At 28.9% G+C, this 19,678-nt stretch carries 25 protein-coding genes; 8 read left to right on the forward strand and 17 right to left on the reverse strand.

The window, feature by feature from the left end:
- Nucleotides 1-13: 13 nt before the first annotated feature.
- The 6 genes from BUA92_RS01960 to BUA92_RS01980 all read right to left on the reverse strand — a co-directional run bounded on the left by BUA92_RS01960 (nt 14) and on the right by BUA92_RS01980 (nt 2,515).
- The gene (locus BUA92_RS01960; protein ID WP_073016185.1) at nt 14-769 is read right to left on the reverse strand and encodes a rolling circle replication-associated protein; all 756 of its coding nucleotides are present in this window, start codon (nt 767-769) and stop codon (nt 14-16) included.
- A gap of 211 nt (nt 770-980) precedes the next feature.
- The gene (locus tag BUA92_RS01965; RefSeq protein ID WP_073016186.1) at nt 981-1,193 is read right to left on the reverse strand and encodes a hypothetical protein; all 213 of its coding nucleotides are present in this window, start codon (nt 1,191-1,193) and stop codon (nt 981-983) included.
- Nucleotides 1,181-1,336, reverse strand: coding sequence for a Spo0E family sporulation regulatory protein-aspartic acid phosphatase (locus BUA92_RS01970; RefSeq protein WP_083553364.1), 156 nt, complete (start codon nt 1,334-1,336; stop codon nt 1,181-1,183). Before BUA92_RS01970 ends, BUA92_RS01965 begins: the two co-directional genes overlap by 13 nt.
- Before the next feature lie 61 nt (nt 1,337-1,397).
- Complete coding sequence (locus tag BUA92_RS23135; RefSeq protein WP_175550830.1) at nt 1,398-1,547, reverse strand: hypothetical protein; 150 nt, start codon at nt 1,545-1,547, stop codon at nt 1,398-1,400.
- A gap of 38 nt (nt 1,548-1,585) precedes the next feature.
- Nucleotides 1,586-2,086: a hypothetical protein gene (locus BUA92_RS01975; protein WP_073016187.1), complete on the reverse strand. Its 501-nt coding sequence runs from the start codon at nt 2,084-2,086 to the stop codon at nt 1,586-1,588.
- A gap of 207 nt (nt 2,087-2,293) precedes the next feature.
- Complete coding sequence (locus tag BUA92_RS01980) at nt 2,294-2,515, reverse strand: helix-turn-helix domain-containing protein (protein ID WP_073016188.1); 222 nt, start codon at nt 2,513-2,515, stop codon at nt 2,294-2,296.
- A gap of 164 nt (nt 2,516-2,679) precedes the next feature.
- On the opposite strand from BUA92_RS01980, the gene BUA92_RS01985 reads away from it, so the two are divergent.
- Genes BUA92_RS01985 through BUA92_RS01995 form a run of 3 tightly spaced genes read left to right on the forward strand, consistent with a single transcriptional unit; the run spans nt 2,680 to nt 5,173 of the window.
- Nucleotides 2,680-3,120: a helix-turn-helix domain-containing protein gene (locus tag BUA92_RS01985; RefSeq protein ID WP_073016189.1), complete on the forward strand. Its 441-nt coding sequence runs from the start codon at nt 2,680-2,682 to the stop codon at nt 3,118-3,120.
- A gap of 18 nt (nt 3,121-3,138) precedes the next feature.
- The gene (locus BUA92_RS01990) at nt 3,139-3,606 is read left to right on the forward strand and encodes an ImmA/IrrE family metallo-endopeptidase (RefSeq protein ID WP_073016190.1); all 468 of its coding nucleotides are present in this window, start codon (nt 3,139-3,141) and stop codon (nt 3,604-3,606) included.
- 55 nt (nt 3,607-3,661) lie between these two features.
- Entirely contained in the window at nt 3,662-5,173 is a 1,512-nt protein-coding gene (locus BUA92_RS01995; RefSeq protein WP_073016192.1) for a recombinase family protein, read from the forward strand.
- Between the two features lie 45 nt (nt 5,174-5,218).
- On the opposite strand, the gene BUA92_RS02000 is transcribed toward BUA92_RS01995, so the two are convergent.
- The 8 genes from BUA92_RS02000 to BUA92_RS02035 form a co-directional block, all read right to left on the reverse strand.
- Nucleotides 5,219-6,211, reverse strand: a complete 993-nt coding sequence (locus tag BUA92_RS02000) for a sulfide/dihydroorotate dehydrogenase-like FAD/NAD-binding protein (RefSeq protein WP_073016195.1) — start codon at nt 6,209-6,211, stop codon at nt 5,219-5,221.
- Nucleotides 6,212-6,345: 134 nt separating this feature from the next.
- Nucleotides 6,346-7,302, reverse strand: coding sequence for a methyl-accepting chemotaxis protein (locus tag BUA92_RS02005; protein ID WP_073016197.1), 957 nt, complete (start codon nt 7,300-7,302; stop codon nt 6,346-6,348).
- A gap of 84 nt (nt 7,303-7,386) precedes the next feature.
- Complete coding sequence (locus BUA92_RS02010) at nt 7,387-8,946, reverse strand: FAD-dependent oxidoreductase (protein WP_073016199.1); 1,560 nt, start codon at nt 8,944-8,946, stop codon at nt 7,387-7,389.
- Nucleotides 8,947-9,013: 67 nt separating this feature from the next.
- Nucleotides 9,014-9,757 carry a nucleoside/nucleotide kinase family protein gene (locus BUA92_RS02015; RefSeq protein WP_073016201.1) on the reverse strand — a complete coding sequence of 248 codons (744 nt, stop codon included), beginning with the start codon at nt 9,755-9,757 and terminating at the stop codon, nt 9,014-9,016.
- A gap of 190 nt (nt 9,758-9,947) precedes the next feature.
- Nucleotides 9,948-10,376: a hypothetical protein gene (locus tag BUA92_RS02020; RefSeq protein WP_073016203.1), complete on the reverse strand. Its 429-nt coding sequence runs from the start codon at nt 10,374-10,376 to the stop codon at nt 9,948-9,950.
- Between the two features lie 101 nt (nt 10,377-10,477).
- Complete coding sequence (locus BUA92_RS02025) at nt 10,478-10,990, reverse strand: YcxB family protein (RefSeq protein WP_073016205.1); 513 nt, start codon at nt 10,988-10,990, stop codon at nt 10,478-10,480.
- 118 nt (nt 10,991-11,108) lie between these two features.
- On the reverse strand, nt 11,109-11,768 hold the full coding sequence (locus tag BUA92_RS02030; protein WP_073016206.1) for an SIMPL domain-containing protein: 660 nt from the start codon (nt 11,766-11,768) through the stop codon (nt 11,109-11,111).
- Between the two features lie 115 nt (nt 11,769-11,883).
- Nucleotides 11,884-12,525 (reverse strand): DUF3794 domain-containing protein, encoded by a 642-nt coding sequence (locus BUA92_RS02035; protein WP_073016208.1) that lies wholly within the window; start codon nt 12,523-12,525, stop codon nt 11,884-11,886.
- 389 nt (nt 12,526-12,914) lie between these two features.
- Here BUA92_RS02035 and BUA92_RS02040 point away from each other — a divergent pair, with 389 nt between their 5' ends.
- The 5 genes from BUA92_RS02040 to BUA92_RS02060 all read left to right on the forward strand — a co-directional run bounded on the left by BUA92_RS02040 (nt 12,915) and on the right by BUA92_RS02060 (nt 17,596).
- Nucleotides 12,915-13,496 (forward strand): hypothetical protein, encoded by a 582-nt coding sequence (locus BUA92_RS02040; RefSeq protein ID WP_073016210.1) that lies wholly within the window; start codon nt 12,915-12,917, stop codon nt 13,494-13,496.
- Between the two features lie 109 nt (nt 13,497-13,605).
- Nucleotides 13,606-15,132 carry a spore germination protein gene (locus BUA92_RS02045; protein WP_073016212.1) on the forward strand — a complete coding sequence of 509 codons (1,527 nt, stop codon included), beginning with the start codon at nt 13,606-13,608 and terminating at the stop codon, nt 15,130-15,132.
- A complete protein-coding gene (locus BUA92_RS02050; protein ID WP_073016214.1) occupies nt 15,122-16,267 on the forward strand; it encodes a Ger(x)C family spore germination protein in 1,146 nt (381 codons plus the stop codon). Before BUA92_RS02045 ends, BUA92_RS02050 begins: the two co-directional genes overlap by 11 nt.
- Before the next feature lie 2 nt (nt 16,268-16,269).
- The gene (locus tag BUA92_RS02055) at nt 16,270-16,482 is read left to right on the forward strand and encodes a hypothetical protein (protein WP_073016216.1); all 213 of its coding nucleotides are present in this window, start codon (nt 16,270-16,272) and stop codon (nt 16,480-16,482) included.
- A 19-nt stretch (nt 16,483-16,501) separates the two neighbouring features.
- Nucleotides 16,502-17,596: a GerAB/ArcD/ProY family transporter gene (locus tag BUA92_RS02060; protein ID WP_073016218.1), complete on the forward strand. Its 1,095-nt coding sequence runs from the start codon at nt 16,502-16,504 to the stop codon at nt 17,594-17,596.
- A 24-nt stretch (nt 17,597-17,620) separates the two neighbouring features.
- On the opposite strand, the gene BUA92_RS02065 is transcribed toward BUA92_RS02060, so the two are convergent.
- From BUA92_RS02065 to BUA92_RS02075, 3 genes are all read right to left on the reverse strand, one after another.
- Complete coding sequence (locus BUA92_RS02065) at nt 17,621-18,094, reverse strand: hypothetical protein (protein ID WP_073016219.1); 474 nt, start codon at nt 18,092-18,094, stop codon at nt 17,621-17,623.
- A gap of 123 nt (nt 18,095-18,217) precedes the next feature.
- Complete coding sequence (locus BUA92_RS02070) at nt 18,218-18,817, reverse strand: nitroreductase family protein (RefSeq protein ID WP_073016220.1); 600 nt, start codon at nt 18,815-18,817, stop codon at nt 18,218-18,220.
- Nucleotides 18,818-18,863: 46 nt separating this feature from the next.
- Nucleotides 18,864-19,565 carry a pirin family protein gene (locus tag BUA92_RS02075; protein WP_073016221.1) on the reverse strand — a complete coding sequence of 234 codons (702 nt, stop codon included), beginning with the start codon at nt 19,563-19,565 and terminating at the stop codon, nt 18,864-18,866.
- Nucleotides 19,566-19,678 lie beyond the last annotated feature (113 nt).

The raw sequence follows: 19,678 nt of genomic DNA on the forward strand, positions 1-19,678 counted from the left end.
GATGGCGCCTCCCTCATTCTAATTTCCTCATTTTTAAATACATATAGGTACCGCCTACTATGTCATTTACTTGTACATCACATTTAGTAAATATGTATCCAGGATAAAGTTTTTCAAATAGGAATTTATCATCTGGATATTTAGACATTTCTTCTATCTTTCTTTTGCTGAATCTGAAATCATTAACTTTTACTGTAGGGGTTTTTAGGTTCTTGGATTGAGTCCATCTTTTTGAACCTTTAGGATCTTTAGTAATGTATTTACCTAAAGCTTCATACCCAAACTCATCTGCTTTAAGTCTGTCTGCATTAGCTCTGCCTTTTCCCCATAGATTTTCTATTACATCTCTATCCATATCACTTAGTACTACATGATGATGAATCCTTATAGGCTTCTTTCCCTCTTCCTGATCTCTGTACTCTATTACTGCTATATATTTTAATTCTGGTAAGCCTTGTTTCTTTCTATAATGTTTAACTCTTCTTAAAAAGTTTGTTACATCTCTCCTGGCTTCCTTTTCACTCTTGGGTAAATATCCATCCTTATATGTGAGATGTAATACTAAGTCTCTATCAGTAAAGTTATTATTTAAAAGTCTGGTTAAGTTTCTTCTAACATTTTTATCATTAAGATTTTTCTGCTTAGGTAAAGACTCCTTAATTTTCTGTTTCCTCTTCTTATTTCTCTCTTGTAAACTTATTGGATAATAATCTACCTCTAAATATTTACCCCCTTCTCCTGTATAAACTCTTTTCTCTCTATATGGCACTTCTACCCCTCCTACCTTTTAATCTCTTCTCTTTTTATAACTCCTTAGTTGAAAAGATAATACCTATTACAAGGCCACTAAAGCCTTATAATGTAGCAAGTTTTTATTGTTTTAGTGCCAACTATATGGTAAAATATTCATATAGATTTGCACTTGATTTCTTTTAAAGAAAACACATTACGCTACCGCCAAGTAAAAGTAATGTGTTTTTTCATGTATTTAAATATTCTTTTTTTCTATATCTGCAAAAGATGAGGCTTGTCCTATCATCTAAGTATCTACACTTCATACAGTGAGACATACAAACAACTCCTTCACATCTTGGACAATGAACCCATGAATTAACTGCTGGACCTTCTTTGCAGCATATAAGACATTTGTTGTCATTAATAAGCATCCAATCACTTTTAGCTACTGCATCCATTCAGCTCTTTCCCTCTGCTCTATTGCTATTAACTGATCTAGTTCTTCACTTAGCTTTAAACTCTTAGGATCTAATGTTGAATGATTAATAAGATGCTTGTCTAACTCTTTCTTTAGCTGTTCAATCTTTTTATTTCTATCCATAATTAACTCCTATATTTACAAATACATTATTATGTTAAGTTTTGGGACAAGGCTATTCAGCCTAGTTATCCTTATGCTTCTCTTCTATTTTTTTATCTTTGTTAAATAGTTCTGGATACTTGAAATAAACATCAATTAACATTTGAGTCCAAATAGTACTGACTTTACTCAAGTCTCCCACTATCTCAACTTCTATTTCCTCGTATTTCATAGTGATCCCCCTTGTAGTGCTGATATATTATATGAAATTTAAAGATTTCTGTTACTTATTTTTTCAACCATAATTTTCTTTAATTCTTTGATTTCTCTTTTTAAATCTCTAACTTCAGAATTTTGATTAATAATTGATTTACTTTGCTTCATAATCTCAATTCCTAAATATGATTCTGGATCTATTTCAATTAAAATTCCTTTTTCCGATGCAACAGACAAAGCTTTTTTTACTTCTCTATCAATACTTGATTTATTGTTTACTATTTCATTGCTATTTTCTACAAAAGCCTTACTTAATGGCAAATCGTTCACTTCTTTATCTAAAAGCCTTTTTGATTCAGCTATTAGTGCTGCATTAACAAACTTATTACTATCACGAGTAAATCTGATTTGTTTATCAAATAAGTCTAATTTACTGTACAAATCTTTATAAGTATTACAAGTTATCTTTAGTTCTTTAATTAATTCCTCTGCTTTTTCATTAGTAACTCTATTAAGTTCAGCGTATATAGGCTCTAGTTTTAGATAGTTTTCCACCTCTTCACTCCCCTTTTGATTACAAAAATTAATTCAAAATAACGACGGTTAATATAGTAATTAACATTATTAAGCTACACCCATAAATGGTTATACATGTTTGAATAGATTTAATTGTGTTATTTATTTCTATCAACTGCTTGAGAGTTAGAACTTCTTGAGCAGTCATTTTTTTATCCTCTTCCATATCATTACTCTCCTTAACAACTAATTATTGAATGAATGATCTTTTAAATTGATATCAAATAAGTAACCTACTTTAAGCTCGGGGAAAAAAGAATTTTGAATTTTGATAACATCAAACCATGAGATTTTACTTCTACCATTAAGATAGTTTCTAACAGTTTTTTCACTTACTCCAAGAACATTAGAGATTTCCTTTATACTAATGTTTCTCCTAGCCATCTCTGCTTTTAAGTTAGGAAACATTTCCTCACCTCCCAATTAACCGTATTCGGTTATCTTGATTTTATAATAATACCAAATACGGTTAATGTCAATGCCTTTTTGGGAAAAAATTTACCGTATTTGGTCAAAATGATATTGACTGCAGGTAATATAAGGGATATATTAATAGCGAGGTGATAATTTATATGGGCTTAGAACTAATTAATGAAATTAAAAAGAAAAAAGGAATGACTTCGAAACAGTTATCAGAAAAGTCAGGTGTACCAATAGGAACACTAAATAAAATTTTAAATGGTCAGACTAAAAACCCAGCATATGAAACTATATTTGCTATAGCGAATGCTCTTGATTGTTCTGTTGATGTATTTAGGGAAAAAGATGAATTAAGCAATGATAATTCAATAGCTGATATCACTGAAGATGAAAACAACCTAATATCTAAATATAGAAAGTTAGATTCAAAAGGACAGCATACAGTTAATACTGTATTAAGTGTTGAGTATAGTAGATGTACAGGAGAACATATTACTTTTGCTGCTCATGATGATGGACTTGATCCAGATAAGGCTAAAGAAAGAATAGAAAAAGCTAAGGAAATATTTAAGCAAATGGATGAGGAAAAGTAATCGCAAGGAGGAGATTACATGACAAAGTATGAAGAATTTTTGGTTAAGGCTGAGTCTTTAGGTGTAAATGTTAAGGAAATTGACTTTGGTGATGATGAAGAATGTGGTTACTACTCTGACTCTAAGGTTTTGATAAATAGTAATTTAACTGAAAGTCAAAAGCTTAGTGTTCTTGCAGAAGAGCTAGGCCATCATATTTATACTTATGGAGATATTACAGATCAGTCTAAGATTGAAAATAAGAAACAAGAGAAAGTTGCTCGTAACTGGGCTTATGAAAAACTTATTGGCATTATTGATATTATAAATGCTTTTAATAAAGGCTGTAGAAATTTCTATGAGATGGCGAATCACTTAGATGTGACTGAAAAGTTCTTAAGAGATGCCATTGAATATTATAGAAATAAATATGGCCTTTTTTTGAAAAAAGATAATTATATTGTTTATTTTGATCCTAATTTTGGAGTTTTAAAGATGTTTAAATAAAGCTTCATAAATTCCCCTTTATCATAATAAATAATATAGTATGTGAGGTGATTTCATGCTAAGGATAGCAATCTACTCTAGAAAATCAGTTTATAGAGAACAATCAATTTCTATAGAGTCTCAGATTGAGTTATGTAAGAAGTATTTTGAAGGTAAGGAGTGCTCTTTTGAGATTTTTGAAGATGAAGGTTTTTCTGGTGGAAATACCAGTAGACCATCATTTCAAAGAATGATGAATAAGATTAAATCTAAGTTATTTGATGTTGTTGCAGTTTATAAGATAGATCGTATGTCTAGAAATCTTTTAGACTTCTGGGATACCTATAGTTTGATAAGCAGACATGGAGTTCAATTTATAAGTATTTCTGAAAATATTAATACCACTACTACTATTGGCCAGATGATAATGCTTCAGTATGCAGGTATGGCAGCTCTTGAAAGAGATAATATAAAGCAAAGAGTTAAGGATTCCATGGAGAGTCTTGGTAGGATGGGTAGATGGTCTGGTGGAACTCCCCCAACTGGATATAGAGTTATTGAGGTTGAGCAGCATGGTAAGAAAGCTAAGTATCTAGAATTAGATGAAGCTATAGCTCCAATGATAGAAAGAATGTTTAAGCTCTACTCTACTGGTTCCACTATATATGAAATACAGAAAGCTTTAAATGTTCCTAATAAGACAATATTAAATATATTAAGAAATCCAGTTTATTGTGAGTCTGATTATGTATCAGCTAAATATCTTGAATTACAAGGCTACAGTGTTTATGGTGAAATAAACGGTAATGGTTATCTACCATATAATCGTAGACAAAGAAAAGATGGTAAGAAAGAAACTAAAAGCAAAGATCAGTTAGTTTCTGTAAGTAAACATAAAGCAATTATTGATTCTAAGTTATGGGTAAATGTTCAAGAGAAATTAAATGAAAAAGCTAGTGATCCTAAGCCAAGAATAAGTGATAAAACTTTCTTAGCTCACCTGGTTAAATGTAAATGTGGATCTGGAATGTTTGTTTATCCAGGAAAAACTAAAAAAGATGGCTCAACTGTCATATACTTTAGATGTAGCGGTAAGAAGAATGGATCAGAATGTAATTCTAAGTTTTTGAGAGCTGATTTTGTAGAAAAGAAGGTTTTAGAATCTTTAAGCAATATAGAACTAGATAAGAGTTTGTTTAATACTTCTGATATGAATAAGTATGATTCTCAGATTAAAAACTTAAATAAAAACTTAGCTAAAAATAAGAAAATGATTGATAACTTATTAAATAGATTGGCTCTTGCTAGTGATGATATCGCTAAGAGCATATTAGATAAGGTTGAAGATATTAATTCTGAAAATAAGAATTTAGAATTTAAATTATTAGAACTTGAAAGATTGAATTTAGAATCTATGAATACTAAAAATAATAAAGAAGCCTTTTATGCTCAGGTTAAGTCTATCCTTGATACTTTCGATACTCTACCAGTATCAGAGCAACAAAAAATGATATCTACCATCATTAAAAACGTGGTATGGGATAGTGATACTAAGAAGATTCGTCTAGAAATTTTTGAAGGTATTTAGTCTGGGCTGTACAGCCAGCCCATCCACCGCCAATAACGAGAACTTTCATATAAATCTCCTTCCTTCAAAAATATTTCTTGGATCTGATTGTACTTTGCATAGCCTTTTAACTACGTGACCTGCAAAACGAGCAGTACAACTTCCACAAACCCCTTCACCACAACACATCTTGGAATTATTGCAACAAGACAAACTAACATCATCTGCTTTTATAGTATCTAAGAAATTCATAACATTGAAAGTAAGTATATCCGCTCCACCACAATGTATTAGATTAGCATTATCTTTTTCTATAGAATCTCTTATAATAGTTTTACATTTATCAGTAAGTTTTCCTGTTTCCAGAAGGTTAGCTTCCGTATAGCTTAGATTCAAAGACGATAATAAATCATCTACATATACTTCTTTATAAGGAGCTTTATCAATTATAATATTTAAGTTGTTATTTTGTTTTTGAAGTGCTTTTATAACAGGTATCATAGGAGCTACACCTATACCTCTGGCAAGAATTAAACAATTAGAATTTACAGTGTTTTTTATATTTTTTAATCCAAATATACCATTCCAATAGGGGCCTCTAATAACTAACGGATCATTAGCTTTAGCAGTTAATAACCTCTTAGTTTTAATTCCTCTTACTTCAATTAATATAGAGGCAGTATTATCATCTATATTGCAGTCCATTATAGATATAGGAACATCAAAATAGAAATTTTCATCAGTTCTTAGGAATATATAACTACCTGGATTCATTAAATCTAAAGATAAATCCTCAGGTAAAGAAAATTTTATATATAATAAGTCTTTTTCATAAAGTTCGGCCTCTAATATATTACAAGTATAAGTTTTTCTTCCTTCTTTTGCTTTTTCTCCGTTAGCTATCCATCCTTGATATATACATACTCCTTTCCAATTTAAACAATCACAAAAGCATTCACCATGAAGTTGTGAACATAAGATACATTCCCCAGCTTCAGCTAAATGACAAGGACAAAATTTTGTGCCTGAATCTATACAATCTATTTTTTCACCTTTCATTTTTCCTCCATAGAGAGTACTCTATTAATAATTTATTTAAATAAAAAGATATTGTTACAAAAATTTCAATATGGCTTAAATGAGATAGTTGACATAAAATAAATAACTACCACCTAGCTTTAGGTGGTAGTTATTTATTTTACAATATTAATTTCATAAGAAGATAACTTTTCCTTTATATCTAAAAGCTGAGCATCTACTAAGCTAGCTTCATCTATATGATTTAGTATAGTATCAGTAGTTATTTTGAGAATATCGTAAATATCATTAATTTCAAGATGCATATCCTCTATCTTTGTTATTTGAGAATTAAGAGTTTTAATAACCTCTTTTACTCTTTCATCTACTAAATATATGTGAGATAAACTTTCATCAACCTTATTTACAGCAATATTAGAGGCTTTTACACCTTCTTGAATTACTGAACTGGATTTATAGGAATTGTTTAACACCGTTTTAGTATCACTTTTTATACTTTCAATTAAAAGGGATATATCAGTAGTACTTTTTTTAGTCATTTCTGATAATTTTCTTATTTCAACTGCAACAACAGAAAATCCTTTTCCATGTTCGCCTGCTCTAGCTGCTTCTATAGCTGCATTAAGAGCCAAAAGATTAGTTTGAGTAGCTATGTTAGTTATTAAACCAACTATTTCATTAACCTGATTGAATCTAGATACTAGCTGATTTATACTGCTCATACTGTTTTGGTTTTCTAATTGAAGAGTTTTTATTATGCTGAACATCTCTTCAATAGCAATTTTTCCTTCTTTAGATTTAATCACTGAAGCATTAGTTGTGATATCTAAATTCTTACTTTCAGAATGAAGATTTTGAGTTGAGATATTTGTTTTATCGGCTAAACTAGATAAGTTACTCATATGTAATTTTATCTTGTCTGCAAGTTTGGATAATGAGTTATGTTGGTTATTTACAACATGATGTTGACTTACAGTTTTCTCTATTAAAGATTTTAAAGATTTTATAAAAGCAACTATATCACTATCTTTTTTTTCTGTGACTTTAGTTGTTTCTTTAAGTTCTTCCTTAGAAACAGATTTATTTTTTAGTTTAATAAAATTTATAAGCATACTACTTCCTCCATATTTCTATAAGAAATAGTATAATGCTTTAAAAAGTTTATAAATATGATTCATATCACATTAATAAAAAAATTATACAAAATTAGGATGTATTTTATTGGTACCTTCTTTATAATGATTTAATTTGTGGGTAGCAGGACCTTCTAATATTTCTCCATCATACGAGAATCTTGATCCGTGACACGGACAATCCCAAGATTTTTCTGCATCGTTCCATTTTAATTCGCATCCTAAATGCGTACAAGTTACATCAACTAGATGAAGCACCTCATTTTCATCTTTGTATGCACCGTATTTATTACCATCTATATCAACAACCTTGCCTTCCCCTATTTTTAAAGTAACCTTAGTTTCTCCACCTTTTAATTTTCCCATAATTAATTCTTTAGCAACATCAAAGTTTTCTGTAACGATGTTTTTATATGCACGTAAAGTTAGTGATCTAGATGGATTATACACTTCTTCCCAAGGATTATTTTTTGATAGAATTTTGTCTACAAGTATTCTAGCGGCAGCTATTCCATTTGTCATACCCCACTTACCAAAACCTGTAGCTACGTATATGTTTTTATCTGATAGAGATAGGTTACCAACATAAGGTATTTTATCTAGAGTAATATAATCTTGGGCTGACCAATTATATAAAAAATCTTCAACTTTAAAGGTATCTTGAGCAAATTTCTGTAAATTAGAATAATGAGTGCTGAAGTTTTCTCCATGGGCGACTTTATGTCCATCTCCACCTATTAGTATTAGTTGTTTTCCTTTGTTATTTTGGTATCTTAAAGACCGTGTTGGTTTTTCGGCGCTTATAAACATGGCATTAGGAAAAGGGTCCTTTATATTAGCGGCTACGATATAAGATCTTTCTGGTCTAAGCCTTGCTAAATACAAACCTAACCCATCATAACATGGAAAATGTGAGGATATTATAACTTTAGATGCGGTTACTTTTTTTCCTGCACTAGTAGTTATTACGATAGAATCCCCTTTTTCTATGTCTAAAACACTTGTGTTTTCAAAAATACAATTACATTCCTTTGATAGATAGTTAGCTAACGCTAGAAGATATTTTCTAGGATGGAATTGGGCTTGGTTTTCAAATACTAGAGCATTTTTAATAGGAATATTTATAGGAAGGGAATTAGTTATTTTAGCCTTTATTCCAAGACTAGAGGCAATCTCTGCTTCATTTTCTATTTTCTTAATATATGAATCATCATTTGTGTATACATATGCTGGTAATCTTTCAAAATCACATTCAATTTTATGAATATTTATTGTATCTTCAATAAAGTTTATAGAAGATTGGTTTGCGTCTGCGTATTGTTTTGCGTGTTCTATGCCAGAGGAATTTTTAATAGTTTCATATATAAGATTGTGTTGAGAAGTCACTTTTGCGGTTGTGAAGGCACTAGTTCCTTGAACAATTTGACTAGCTTCAAGTATAGCAAAGTTAACTCCTTTATTTTTTAATAGATATCCTGCAGTTATTCCAACTATTCCGCCACCAATAATAGCGACATCAACATTTATATCTTCTTGAAGTGATGGATAATTAGTAGTATCAGTAGAATCTATCCAATAAGACTTTAGGTATTTATGAGCATTTAGCAAATCATTATGTTTCATAGTACTACTCCTTTCATAATTATAGTTATTATTTGATTGTCTTGCCAAAAATTATTCACTAACCTTTTCATAACTCTGTCTTTAAAGAATATTCCCCAGATTTTAAGAGCTTTAAAGTAATATCAGAACTTAATCTATGTTCCATAACTCTATTTACATTTTTACTGTCAGTTCTTTGATAGAATTCAAGTGCTTGATTATAGGTACTTCCGCCTTTTAATTTTCGTTTAATTAATCTGTCTTTCAATATATCACCATCAGCCTCAATGAAGATACTATAATCACATAATTCATTTAGTTTGTCCCATTTATTTTCTGCTAGTAAAAGCCAGTTACCTTCGATAATAACTATATCTGAAGTTACCTCAATAGCATCATATATTGGATCATGTAAAGTTCTATCATATATAGGCCATTTTAGATTTTTATTTTTAAGATTATTAATAGACTTATATAAACTTTCAAAATCAAAAGTTTCAGGCATCCCTTTTATATCATATAGAATATATTCTTTGTTGTTAATAGTAGCTCTATGATTTTTCAAATAGCTATTAGTATAATGAAACCCATCTAAAGATAAAGCTTGCACATAAAAAAAATCCGTTAACTTTTTACTCAACTGCTCTAAAAACAAAGCCAATGTAGATTTACCTGTAGCTGGTGGTGCAGCTAGAAACACTATAATACGATTATTACGTTGTCTCCTTATGGATATTAATTTATTCAATAAAGGAATAAATATTTTCTTTATTTCACTTTCTGAATAAGTAATATTATATTTAAAGCCATTAACTTCTAATTCTAAATTCAAAATAACTACCTCGTTTATCAAATATTTTAATTTTGTACTAGATTAAAGTGATCTTTCAATTTCGAGGAATATATATAGATAACTATATAACTATATAACTATATATAGTGTTAATGCGGGTTTGGGAGCCATGCTCAATATTTTATTCAAAAAAGCTATGCAATAAACTATTTGCATAGCTTTAGAATTTTTATAAAAATTTTTTTAACTCATCAATATTTTTTTGCTCAAATTGTAGTAACTTGTTAGCTAAACCTAATATTGTTTGATCTTGACTCTTATACTCTTTAATTTTTTTAGTTATATCAATTATGCCCATAGTACTACCTTGGATTAACATCTCTGCCATATGTGAAGGAGTTTTGTTTATTAAGGTATTAAAGTTTATAGATATATAAGTAGAAACTTTAGTTAATGTACCTATGCTCTTTGATTCTTTGTTATTAGATTTTAATTTTTCATCTGCTTCATTAAAGATACTATTATATTCATTTAATTGAGACTGTAGGTTGTTTTTAAAATTTTCATCTGTAGTCATCTTTATTAGCTGAGTTAATGTATCTTTTCCCATTTCAGAATTTTGATAGATATAATTTAATAATTCTATATTTCCATCCATATAAAATCACCTCCAAAAATAATTTTAACTAAATTAGTTAAATTTATTCGCATAGAAAATAATTAAAAGACCACTTTCAGCAAAAAATGGTCTCTTATTGATTAATCTATTTGTGGATTTTCAAAGTTAGCAAAAAGAAAATTTTTAAATGTATCATGCTCAGTTGGATCTTTAAAAAATCTTTCGGGAATTAATATGCTTTGAGATCTACTTACATAAAATATGTATAAATTATTGTATTTTAAAGAATCAGTTACATCCTTCCAATAATACTGACGTCCACCTGACTCTGATTGAACATGTATTCCATTCTTATTTATAGTGTATATGTAATTGAATTTATTTGAAGAATTCTTTTTAAAACTTCTTTTTGTTTTAATGCTTGTAGCTATATATATTGCTATATAAACGAATACAGAACCCAATAAAGAAGCTATAACAACAAACGTAACGCCATATCTCTTATAAAATAAAATACCATACATAACTAGAAATGATATAAATACAATTGCTACCATCCTTTTGAAAATATTACGCATATAAATTTTATTAAGATCACTGTAATCAGTAAGAGATAAGGTTCCTTTAATTTTGATATCTTTTTTTGAATCCAATTTAACTACTCTCCTTGTAAAATTATTATTGCTAAATACAAGTAGATTTTATCATAGATACTAAATTAAATAAACAAAAGTATTTAGTAAATATAAACTAAATACTTTTGTAAAGGCTTTAAATATAAACAAATACTGCTTCTATAATGGCTTGTATAGAAGTCGCCCCTGCTTCTATAGGTGTAGAATTTGATGTTTTTAATGCTAATGATGGTGAGAATTCGTTACTTATATGAGTCTTTTCGACTATTTTTAGTGGTAATATATTAACTTTTGCTTTTAGTTTACTAGACATTATAATAGCTTTATTTTGAGCATCTTCAATAGCTAGTTTCAAAGCTTGATTGTAGTATTTTGTTGTATCAGAAATAACAAAATTAATTTTATCTATAAAATTAGCCCCTTTATCTACAGAAACATCTATAACCTCACCTACAGAATCTATGTCCGTAACTGAAATTTTTAAATAGTTACTTACTTCGTATCCTCTAAAGATTTCTTTTCCATCTACATAGTCGTTTTTTATTCTTACAGTGTAATTTGTAGTTTGTATATCACTAGATTTAATTCCCATGTTAGTTAGTGATGAAATTATTCCGTTGACTATTCGAGTATTTTCATTTTGAGATTCTTTTAACTTTATGTTCTCTGTTATAACGCCTATAACTACCTGAGCTATATCAGGCTTTACATTTACAATTCCCTCACCCATTACTTTTAATATATTGCCAGGCTTTTTTAAATCAAAATTATCTATAGGATATCTATAATTATACATACTCACCATTCCTTTTTATAAATAACTATTAAATAATATGCTATTTCTTTGTAAAAATACGAGATTTTAAAAAATAAAGGTAGTCCGAAGACTACCTAAAAATAGTATTAAACAATTATATTGATAAATGGGAATCTTTTGTGATTTTTAATTCTACACGAACAAGAACTCTTTCAAGAATTCTGTTATAGGTTACAGCCCATTCAGGAGCACCTGCAGCTACTGGATTTGGATCCAATAATTCATCTGATGTTCCTTCAACAAATGCATCCAATATTTCTACGTCATAATGCTCTCTGTGATGGCATTTGTTACAGTTTGCTCCGTAAGCATCAGAATAATCACTTACAGGTTCACATGTTTTTACTTCAACAAAAGTGCTAAAAGGTATTCTTGTTGTAAAGTGATATACTGGACCGTTTATATCAGCTGCAGTGAAATCTGTTATAGTTTTATAGTTGATGTTTTTATCTATATATCCATCAACGATTACTTTTGCAGAATGTTCACCTTTTTTGCTGCAAATTGGTATTAACTTTGTGCTTGTTATAACAACAAATTCATCAACACCTATTATGCGGAAAACAGATGGACTTGGTGGGGATATTAATAAATCTGCTATAACTAATTCTTGTTTTTCACCCCAACCTATAACAACTGGAGTTTGGATTAATCTTTTGCATTCTGGTTTTTTAGGCTGACATTTTCCTCTTTGAGTATATTGACTTCTATAACATTGATTTGTATTACATGCCATAATTATTTCACTCCTCATATAAAATAATGTCTCGATAAAATAAAAGAGTTTTTATCGAATTTTGTCATTAGCTATTTATATTACATTATATTCTCAGGTGTCGTAAATGACACAAATTATGTGTTTTATAAAACAAATTTTTTTAATAATTTTAATTGTATTAAATTGCCAAATATAGCTATAATATGCTTTTGATTAAATCACGGCTTTAGGATAATTGTTAAATTAGTATTAAAATGTAATGAGTTTAAGAATTTTTTTAAAGAACTTCTGTAACAAATATCTAAAGAATAAAAAAGAATGTATAATGCCGGTTTCATATTCACACAATATTAGGGCAGTAAAGCCTAATAAGGATTAATAAATATAAATATGAGGAGGAAATTATAGTGAAAAAGATATTAAGTATTATTGCAACATTGGTATTAAGCTTATCTATATTGGCGGGATGTGGTAAAGCTAATACAGATACAACTAAAGACACGAAAACTGAAGATACTAAAAAGGATGAAACTACAGATGTAGTAACAACTCCTTCAATAGTTAATAAGGAAGAAGATTTTGATAAAGCAATAAGTAAGGATGGAACATGGATTATTGCTATTCTTAATGATTTAACTATTGATCATGATATAGCATTAGAAGGTGATTTTAAAAATGGTAAAAAAGATGAACAAGGAAATGAAACATACCAACGTAAACTAGCTCTTTATGCTCAAGATGCTAATAAGAAAGTTACTGCTAGATATACTCTTACAGCACCTAAATTAGCTATAAATAGTTTAAATGCTAGAATACAGAGCGGTACTTTCAAAGGAGATTTATATGTAGCTTCAAAAAACTTTGAGCTTGTTGATGCAAAAGTAGACGGAAATATATATTTTGTAAATGAAGAGGCTCAATCAACTTTTAAAATGGATGAAAAGAGTTCGGTAACAGGAAAAAAAGAACTAAAAATACCTAATAGTTAGTTAATATATCCTAAAATAGAAAAAACACTTCTATTTTAGGATATTTTTTTGTTATATAGGAAATTATAAAATCATATTAATTTAGATAATAAAATTATTGGGTGATGTAATGGTTAAGGAAAGTAAAAAAACGAAGTTTAATTCTAAAGAATCAAGTTTAACAAAATCTATACAACATAACATGAAGTTATTTTCTGATATTTTTATGGACGATGGTACATTTAAAGTCAGAACTATTAAAAATAGATTTAATAGAGAATTACAATGTTGTGTTATATATTTTGAGGGGATGATAGATAATAGCTTTATTAGTGCAACAGTAATTGAACCTATTATGAATTGTAATTTTTCAGATTTTGATAGTGACAAAAACTTATTTGACTTAATACAAAATGAAATAATAATATCTACTTACATTGAAATAACAAATGATATTCAAAAAATTATAGAAGCAATAACACTTGGAGATACCCTTGTATTTTTAGAAGGTTTTTCTGATTGCATGGTAATCAATACTAAGGGTTGGAAGATGAGAAATATAACTGAGCCTAGTACTGAAAAAACATTAAGAGGACCAAAGGAAGGCTTTACAGAATCACTAATAACAAATATATCTTTAATAAGACGAAAAGTTAGAAATCCTAATTTAAGATTTCAGTTTAGGGAAGCTGGTAGTGAGACAAATACAAGAATATGCATATGCTACATAGAAGGATTAGCTCCACAAAAAATTTTAGATGAGTTAAATTCTAGGCTAGATGAAATAGATATAAACGGAGTATTAGATTCTGAGTATATTCAAGAAATGATAACAGATAATCCACTATCTCCTTTCGAGACAATTGGAAGCTCTGAGCGTCCAGATGTTATTGTAGGCAAGGTACTCGAAGGAAGAGTTGCTTTGCTTGTTGACGGAACACCATTTGCATTAACATTGCCATTTCTATTTATGGAGTATTTTCAAGTTAATGAGGATTATTATGCTAATTTTTTCTTCACATCTTTTAATAGATTGTTAAGGATATTGAGCTTTTTCTTCTCAGTTAGTGTACCTTCGTTATATGTTGCTCTAGTAAATTATAATCAAGAAATGTTACCCACTCCTCTACTTTTAGGAATATCCTCTGCTAGAGAAAGTGTACCCTTTCCAACAATAGTAGAAGCCTTAGCTATGTTAATAATATTCGAAATACTTAGAGAGGCAGGAACAAGAATTCCATCTGATATGGGGCAGGCGGTTAGTATTGTTGGAGCTCTAGTTTTAGGGCAAGCGGCAGTAGAAGCCAGAATTGTTAGTGCTCCTATAGTAATTGTTGTTGGATTAACAGGTATAGTTGCACTTTTAAATATAAAAATGAAAGGCGTAAACTTATTTTTAAGGTTCATATTTTTATTTTTAGCGTCTTTTATGGGGTTGTATGGGATTGTATTTGGAATTATTGGTGTTTTGATATACACAATGGGATTAAGCTCTTTTGGAGTTCCATACATGCTAAAGGTTGGAACTATAAAAATGGAAAATATCAAAGACACTTTTATACGTAGTCCATGGTGGTATCTTAATTTAAACTCTTATAAAGTTTCAGTTAAAACTACATTAAAGGGAAAAAAGATAGGTACTAGAGATGAAAAATAAAAGAAAAATTAAATCTATAGTTATGATTATAATAAGTGCATATCTTTTTACTGGTTGTTGGAATTATAGGGAAATTAACAATCTCTCAGTGGTAGCAGGTATAGCAATAGATAGAAATGAACTTGATGGTAAATATGAGGTTACGATTGAGATAGTTAATATAAAAAAAGGAAAGGATATATCTAATAATTCAGAATATGTAACTCTTTGTGGAGATAGTTTGTTTGATATTATTCGGAATATGATTTCAGTTTCAAGTAGAAGGCTTTATTTTTCACATGCTAAGATTGTAATTATAAGTAAGGAATTAGCTAAAGACGGCTTAAGCAAAGCTATTGACTGGTACATTAGGGATGCAGAAACTAGAACTGATATATATTTATTAATATCAAAAGAAAAAACTGCTAAAGAAGTACTTATGACTAAAAGAAATGAAAATATGATAGTTTCTTTTGATTTAGCTAAAGTAATACAAAATGAAAAAAATGTTTCAACTGCTCCTAAAGTTGATTTATGGGATTTTCTAGATATCTTGAAACAAAAAGAGGCAAATACATCACTTCCATTGATATTTATAGATAAAAGTGGAGAAAAAGAAGTTCCTAGAATTGAAGGTATGGCTGTAATTAAAGATGATAAACTTGTAGGTATGATAGACGGAGATATAGCTAAATATATACTTTTTACTACTGATGAAATAAAAACAGGGATACTAGTACTGGGAAGGAAATCTTCAGAACCTATTTCTTTTGAGATTTTTAAAAATCGTACAAAAGTAAAATATAAATTTGATGAAGATAAAATGAAAGTTCAAGTTTTTACAGATACGATAGTATCAATTGCAGAGTATCAAACTCAGCAGCCTTTCAATACCAGCGAAGAAAAAGAAGTAATCGAGAAGCAATTAGCTAATATGCTTGAAGAAAGTATTTACAATTCCATAAATATGATACAAAAAGAATATAAATCAGATATTTTTGGATTTGGAATAACATTACATAAAAATTATCCTAAGCTCTGGAAAGAATTGTCAGATAATTGGGAATATAACTTCGAAAATTTAGAAGTTGAGGTAATATCAAAAGTACAAATAAAAAATAGTGCAACTACTTCAAAACCTATAATGGGAGATTAAACATGGTAGTAATTGTAATTACAATATACATAATTATAGTATTTATAGATCAAGTTACTCTATTTAAAAGTGGAGAAAAAAGAGATTTTTATGTAAGTGCAGTAATGTGTTTGATTTCATTCATTATAGCAATTTTATTAGCATTAAAAATCTCTATATACAGTCCAGCAAAACTAATTGAAAGTTTAATAAAAAATTTTTTAGGAAAACTATAGATAAAGGAATGAGTTTTTAATGAGAAAAGAGACAATATCATTTGTTGAAGGTTTTAGTATGCTAACTTTATTTATAATGGGAAGTACGTTAATTTTAGGAGCAGCTCCTGAAGCAAAAAGAGATAAGTGGATTGCTATAATTATAGCTACTTTAGTGTCCATAATTATAGTTTCTGCCTACTCTAAAATAGCAACTACATTCCCAGGGAAAACTATATTTGATATTTTTGAATTGCTGTTTGGAAAAATATTTGGGAAAATACTAACAATTCTTTACATTTGGTACTTTCTTCATCTTGGGTCGTTAGTTATGCGTAATTTTGGAGAATTTATGAACGTTTTGGCAATGCCAGAAACGCCTATTTTCATTTCAATTATATGTATAGGAGTTTTATGTATATGGGTAGTAAAGTCAGGAATAGAAGTGCTTGCAAGAACTTCAAAAGTGTTATTTATAACTTGTATAGCTGTAATAATTATAATACAATTTTGTACTATACCAATTTTAGATATTAGCAATATTAAACCTATTGTAGAGAATGGATGGGTCCCTATAATAGATGGAGCATTTTCTACAATATCATTTCCATATGCTGAAAGTATAGTTTTTATGGGGGCTTTATATTGTATAGAAAAAAAGAATTTAGTCTATAAGGTATACATAAGTAGTGTTATTATAGCAGGGATATTCATATTAGTAATCGCCCTTAGAAATTTATTTGTTTTAGGGGAAAGTGTGGTAGAGGGTTTATATTTCCCTGCGTATCTAGCTGTTAGTAAAATTAATATTGGAGATTTTATTCAAAGAGTTGAAGGTTCGGTATCCATAGTTTTTGCAGCAGGTGTTTTTGTAAAGATAAGTTTATGTCTTTTAGCTGCTAGTAATGGTATTGCTAAGCTTTTTAACCTAAAAGACTATAGATCGGTTGTAATACAGACAGGATTAATCATGAGTTATTTAGCTTATTTTGTTTATGATAGCATAATGGAAATGAGCTATTGGGCAACAAAAATATATAAATATTATGCCTTCCCGTTTCAAATAATAATTCCATTAATAATGTTAATAGTAATAGAAATAAAAGTTAAGAGAAATAAACTTAAAACCAAATAAGTCTATTTCTCTACGTAAACTATCCTATTTAGATAAATATAAATCTTTTATAAAAAAAGTAGTATTTTCAGGGTTTTTGGTAAACGGTATTGAATCTAATTTATAGAAAGTATCTACTAATGAATAATAATATTTTAGTTTATCTATAAAGTTATTTTCTTCAATATCATCTGGCATTATATCTAAAAGTATATGAATTGACAGCATTAAGATTGTTCTAATCTTAAGATTGCTTTGAATAGTTTCAAAATCTAAAGATTTATTATTAATTAAAGGTTTTACAACTGCAGACAGTTGAGGTGAGCTTAAAGTTAATTCTCCAAGTCCATGTAGCTTGCTTAAAGTATAAGGGGTTTGCTCTATTACAGGTAAATCTATTAATAATGGAATGTAATTATCTAATAATTTGCTGTAATTTTTAATTACTTTATTTATTTTATTTTTATTGTAATCTGTTTTTTTCTTACCTAGCTTCTTTCTTTTTTTACTTACAGGCATTTTATTACTCCTCTTTATAAAAATTATATCGATAGTAATTATAAATATGAATAAAGAGAAGAAACTGTGAATTAGAAATATAAAAAAATCGTAAGAATTGAATCTTACGATTTAAATTTTGTATTATTTAAAAATTTTAACTCTATCTTTTAGTGGTTTGTATTCTTTTTCACCAGGTTCTGTTGTTGGGTTTCCAAAAGGCATTTGAGCGATTAGTTTCCAACTATTTGGTACACTCCATTTTGACTTAACATCTTGTTCTATAAGTTCATTATAGTGTTGTAGGGATGCTCCTAAACCCTCAGCTTCTAAAGCAGACCATATAGCAAATTGATGCATACCGCTTGTTTGTTGAGACCATACAGGGAAGTTATCCTTATATAGAGCAAATTGTTGTTGCAGAGATTCAACAATGCTGTTATCTTCAAAGAATAAAAGTGTTCCATATCCAGCTTTAAAAGAGTTGATTTTATCTTCAGTGGAGCTAAACTGATCTGCAGGAACTACTTTTCTTAAAGATTCCATTGTTAAATTCCATAAATCATCATGAGCATTATCTAAAAGTACTAATACTCTAGTAGTTTGAGAATTAAATGCCGATGGAACATATTTTACGGCATGTTCTACAATTTCTTGTATTTTATCATGAGATACTACAACCTCTTTACCTATTCCATAATAAGATCTTCTTCCTTTAACTACATCATAAAAATTCTTTTCCATTTTAAATTACCTCCAATATAATATAAATTATTATTATTTTCTAATTTTATTCGTCTTTCTTCATCTCAAGAACTAAAATATGAGAAGTGTTTTTTGCTTTGATATATATATTTTCTTCAACTACTTCAGCCGCATCTCTTTCATTTAGAAGTAATTCATTTATACTAGAACTACCCTCAACTTGAAGTATATATGCTTGCCTTCCTTTATTTACAGGAAAATCAATTTCTTCATTTTTATCTAATTCTATAGAATAAATATTGAAATCTTGATTGATTTTTATAGGTGCATTTCCAGACTTACTAGATACCATGTGAAGCCATTTATTTTTTCTTTCCTCCCAAGTGAATCTGTAATCGCCATAATTGGGTTTATATCCTGTGTTATCAGGTAATATCCATACTTGAAGAAATCTTAATGTATCATCGCCTAGATTATATTCACTATGATATACTCCAGTACCAGCACTCATATGCTGAACCTGCCCACGAGTTAAAGTATTTTCATTTCCCATACTATCGCCATGAGTAAGAGCTCCTTTTACCACATAAGATACTATTTCCATATCTTTATGAGGATGTGTTGGAAATCCTGTATTAGTTTTTACAAGATCGTCATTCAATACTCTCAAAGAACCAAAATTCATGTTCTTAGGATTATAATATTCTGCAAAAGAGAAGTGGAAAATACTTTGAAGCCAACCAAGATTACTTCTACCCATATTTTTATTTTCAATTTTTTTTATCATGAAAATCTCTCCTTAGTTTAAACATTTAATTATAAAATAATACTCAAATATCTATAAATAAACAATTAATCACTAACTTTATTATAAGTATTTAGTTACTATAAGTAAGTATC

Origin of the sequence: Clostridium intestinale DSM 6191 (assembly GCF_900130055.1) — a bacterium.
Classification (GTDB): Bacteria; Bacillota; Clostridia; order Clostridiales; family Clostridiaceae; genus Clostridium_T; species Clostridium_T intestinale.

Excerpts from the sequence above, each read along its gene's own strand:
- BUA92_RS02060 (WP_073016218.1), top strand. The coding sequence starts at position 16,502 with ATGAGAAAAGAGACAATATCATTTGTTGAAGGTTTTAGTATGCTAACT.
- BUA92_RS01995 (WP_073016192.1), top strand. The coding sequence starts at position 3,662 with ATGCTAAGGATAGCAATCTACTCTAGAAAATCAGTTTATAGAGAACAA.
- BUA92_RS23135 (WP_175550830.1), bottom strand. The coding sequence starts at position 1,547 with ATGAAATACGAGGAAATAGAAGTTGAGATAGTGGGAGACTTGAGTAAA.
- BUA92_RS02075 (WP_073016221.1), bottom strand. The coding sequence starts at position 19,565 with ATGATAAAAAAAATTGAAAATAAAAATATGGGTAGAAGTAATCTTGGT.
- BUA92_RS02005 (WP_073016197.1), bottom strand. The coding sequence starts at position 7,302 with ATGCTTATAAATTTTATTAAACTAAAAAATAAATCTGTTTCTAAGGAA.
- BUA92_RS01965 (WP_073016186.1), bottom strand. The coding sequence starts at position 1,193 with ATGGATGCAGTAGCTAAAAGTGATTGGATGCTTATTAATGACAACAAA.
- BUA92_RS02010 (WP_073016199.1), bottom strand. The coding sequence starts at position 8,946 with ATGAAACATAATGATTTGCTAAATGCTCATAAATACCTAAAGTCTTAT.
- BUA92_RS02000 (WP_073016195.1), bottom strand. The coding sequence starts at position 6,211 with ATGAAAGGTGAAAAAATAGATTGTATAGATTCAGGCACAAAATTTTGT.
- BUA92_RS02050 (WP_073016214.1), top strand. The coding sequence starts at position 15,122 with ATGAAAAATAAAAGAAAAATTAAATCTATAGTTATGATTATAATAAGT.
- BUA92_RS02055 (WP_073016216.1), top strand. The coding sequence starts at position 16,270 with ATGGTAGTAATTGTAATTACAATATACATAATTATAGTATTTATAGAT.
- BUA92_RS01985 (WP_073016189.1), top strand. The coding sequence starts at position 2,680 with ATGGGCTTAGAACTAATTAATGAAATTAAAAAGAAAAAAGGAATGACT.
- BUA92_RS02045 (WP_073016212.1), top strand. The coding sequence starts at position 13,606 with ATGGTTAAGGAAAGTAAAAAAACGAAGTTTAATTCTAAAGAATCAAGT.
- BUA92_RS01970 (WP_083553364.1), bottom strand. The coding sequence starts at position 1,336 with ATGGATAGAAATAAAAAGATTGAACAGCTAAAGAAAGAGTTAGACAAG.
- BUA92_RS01990 (WP_073016190.1), top strand. The coding sequence starts at position 3,139 with ATGACAAAGTATGAAGAATTTTTGGTTAAGGCTGAGTCTTTAGGTGTA.
- BUA92_RS02065 (WP_073016219.1), bottom strand. The coding sequence starts at position 18,094 with ATGCCTGTAAGTAAAAAAAGAAAGAAGCTAGGTAAGAAAAAAACAGAT.
- BUA92_RS02030 (WP_073016206.1), bottom strand. The coding sequence starts at position 11,768 with ATGTATAATTATAGATATCCTATAGATAATTTTGATTTAAAAAAGCCT.
- BUA92_RS02070 (WP_073016220.1), bottom strand. The coding sequence starts at position 18,817 with ATGGAAAAGAATTTTTATGATGTAGTTAAAGGAAGAAGATCTTATTAT.
- BUA92_RS01980 (WP_073016188.1), bottom strand. The coding sequence starts at position 2,515 with ATGTTTCCTAACTTAAAAGCAGAGATGGCTAGGAGAAACATTAGTATA.
- BUA92_RS02035 (WP_073016208.1), bottom strand. The coding sequence starts at position 12,525 with ATGGCATGTAATACAAATCAATGTTATAGAAGTCAATATACTCAAAGA.
- BUA92_RS02020 (WP_073016203.1), bottom strand. The coding sequence starts at position 10,376 with ATGGATGGAAATATAGAATTATTAAATTATATCTATCAAAATTCTGAA.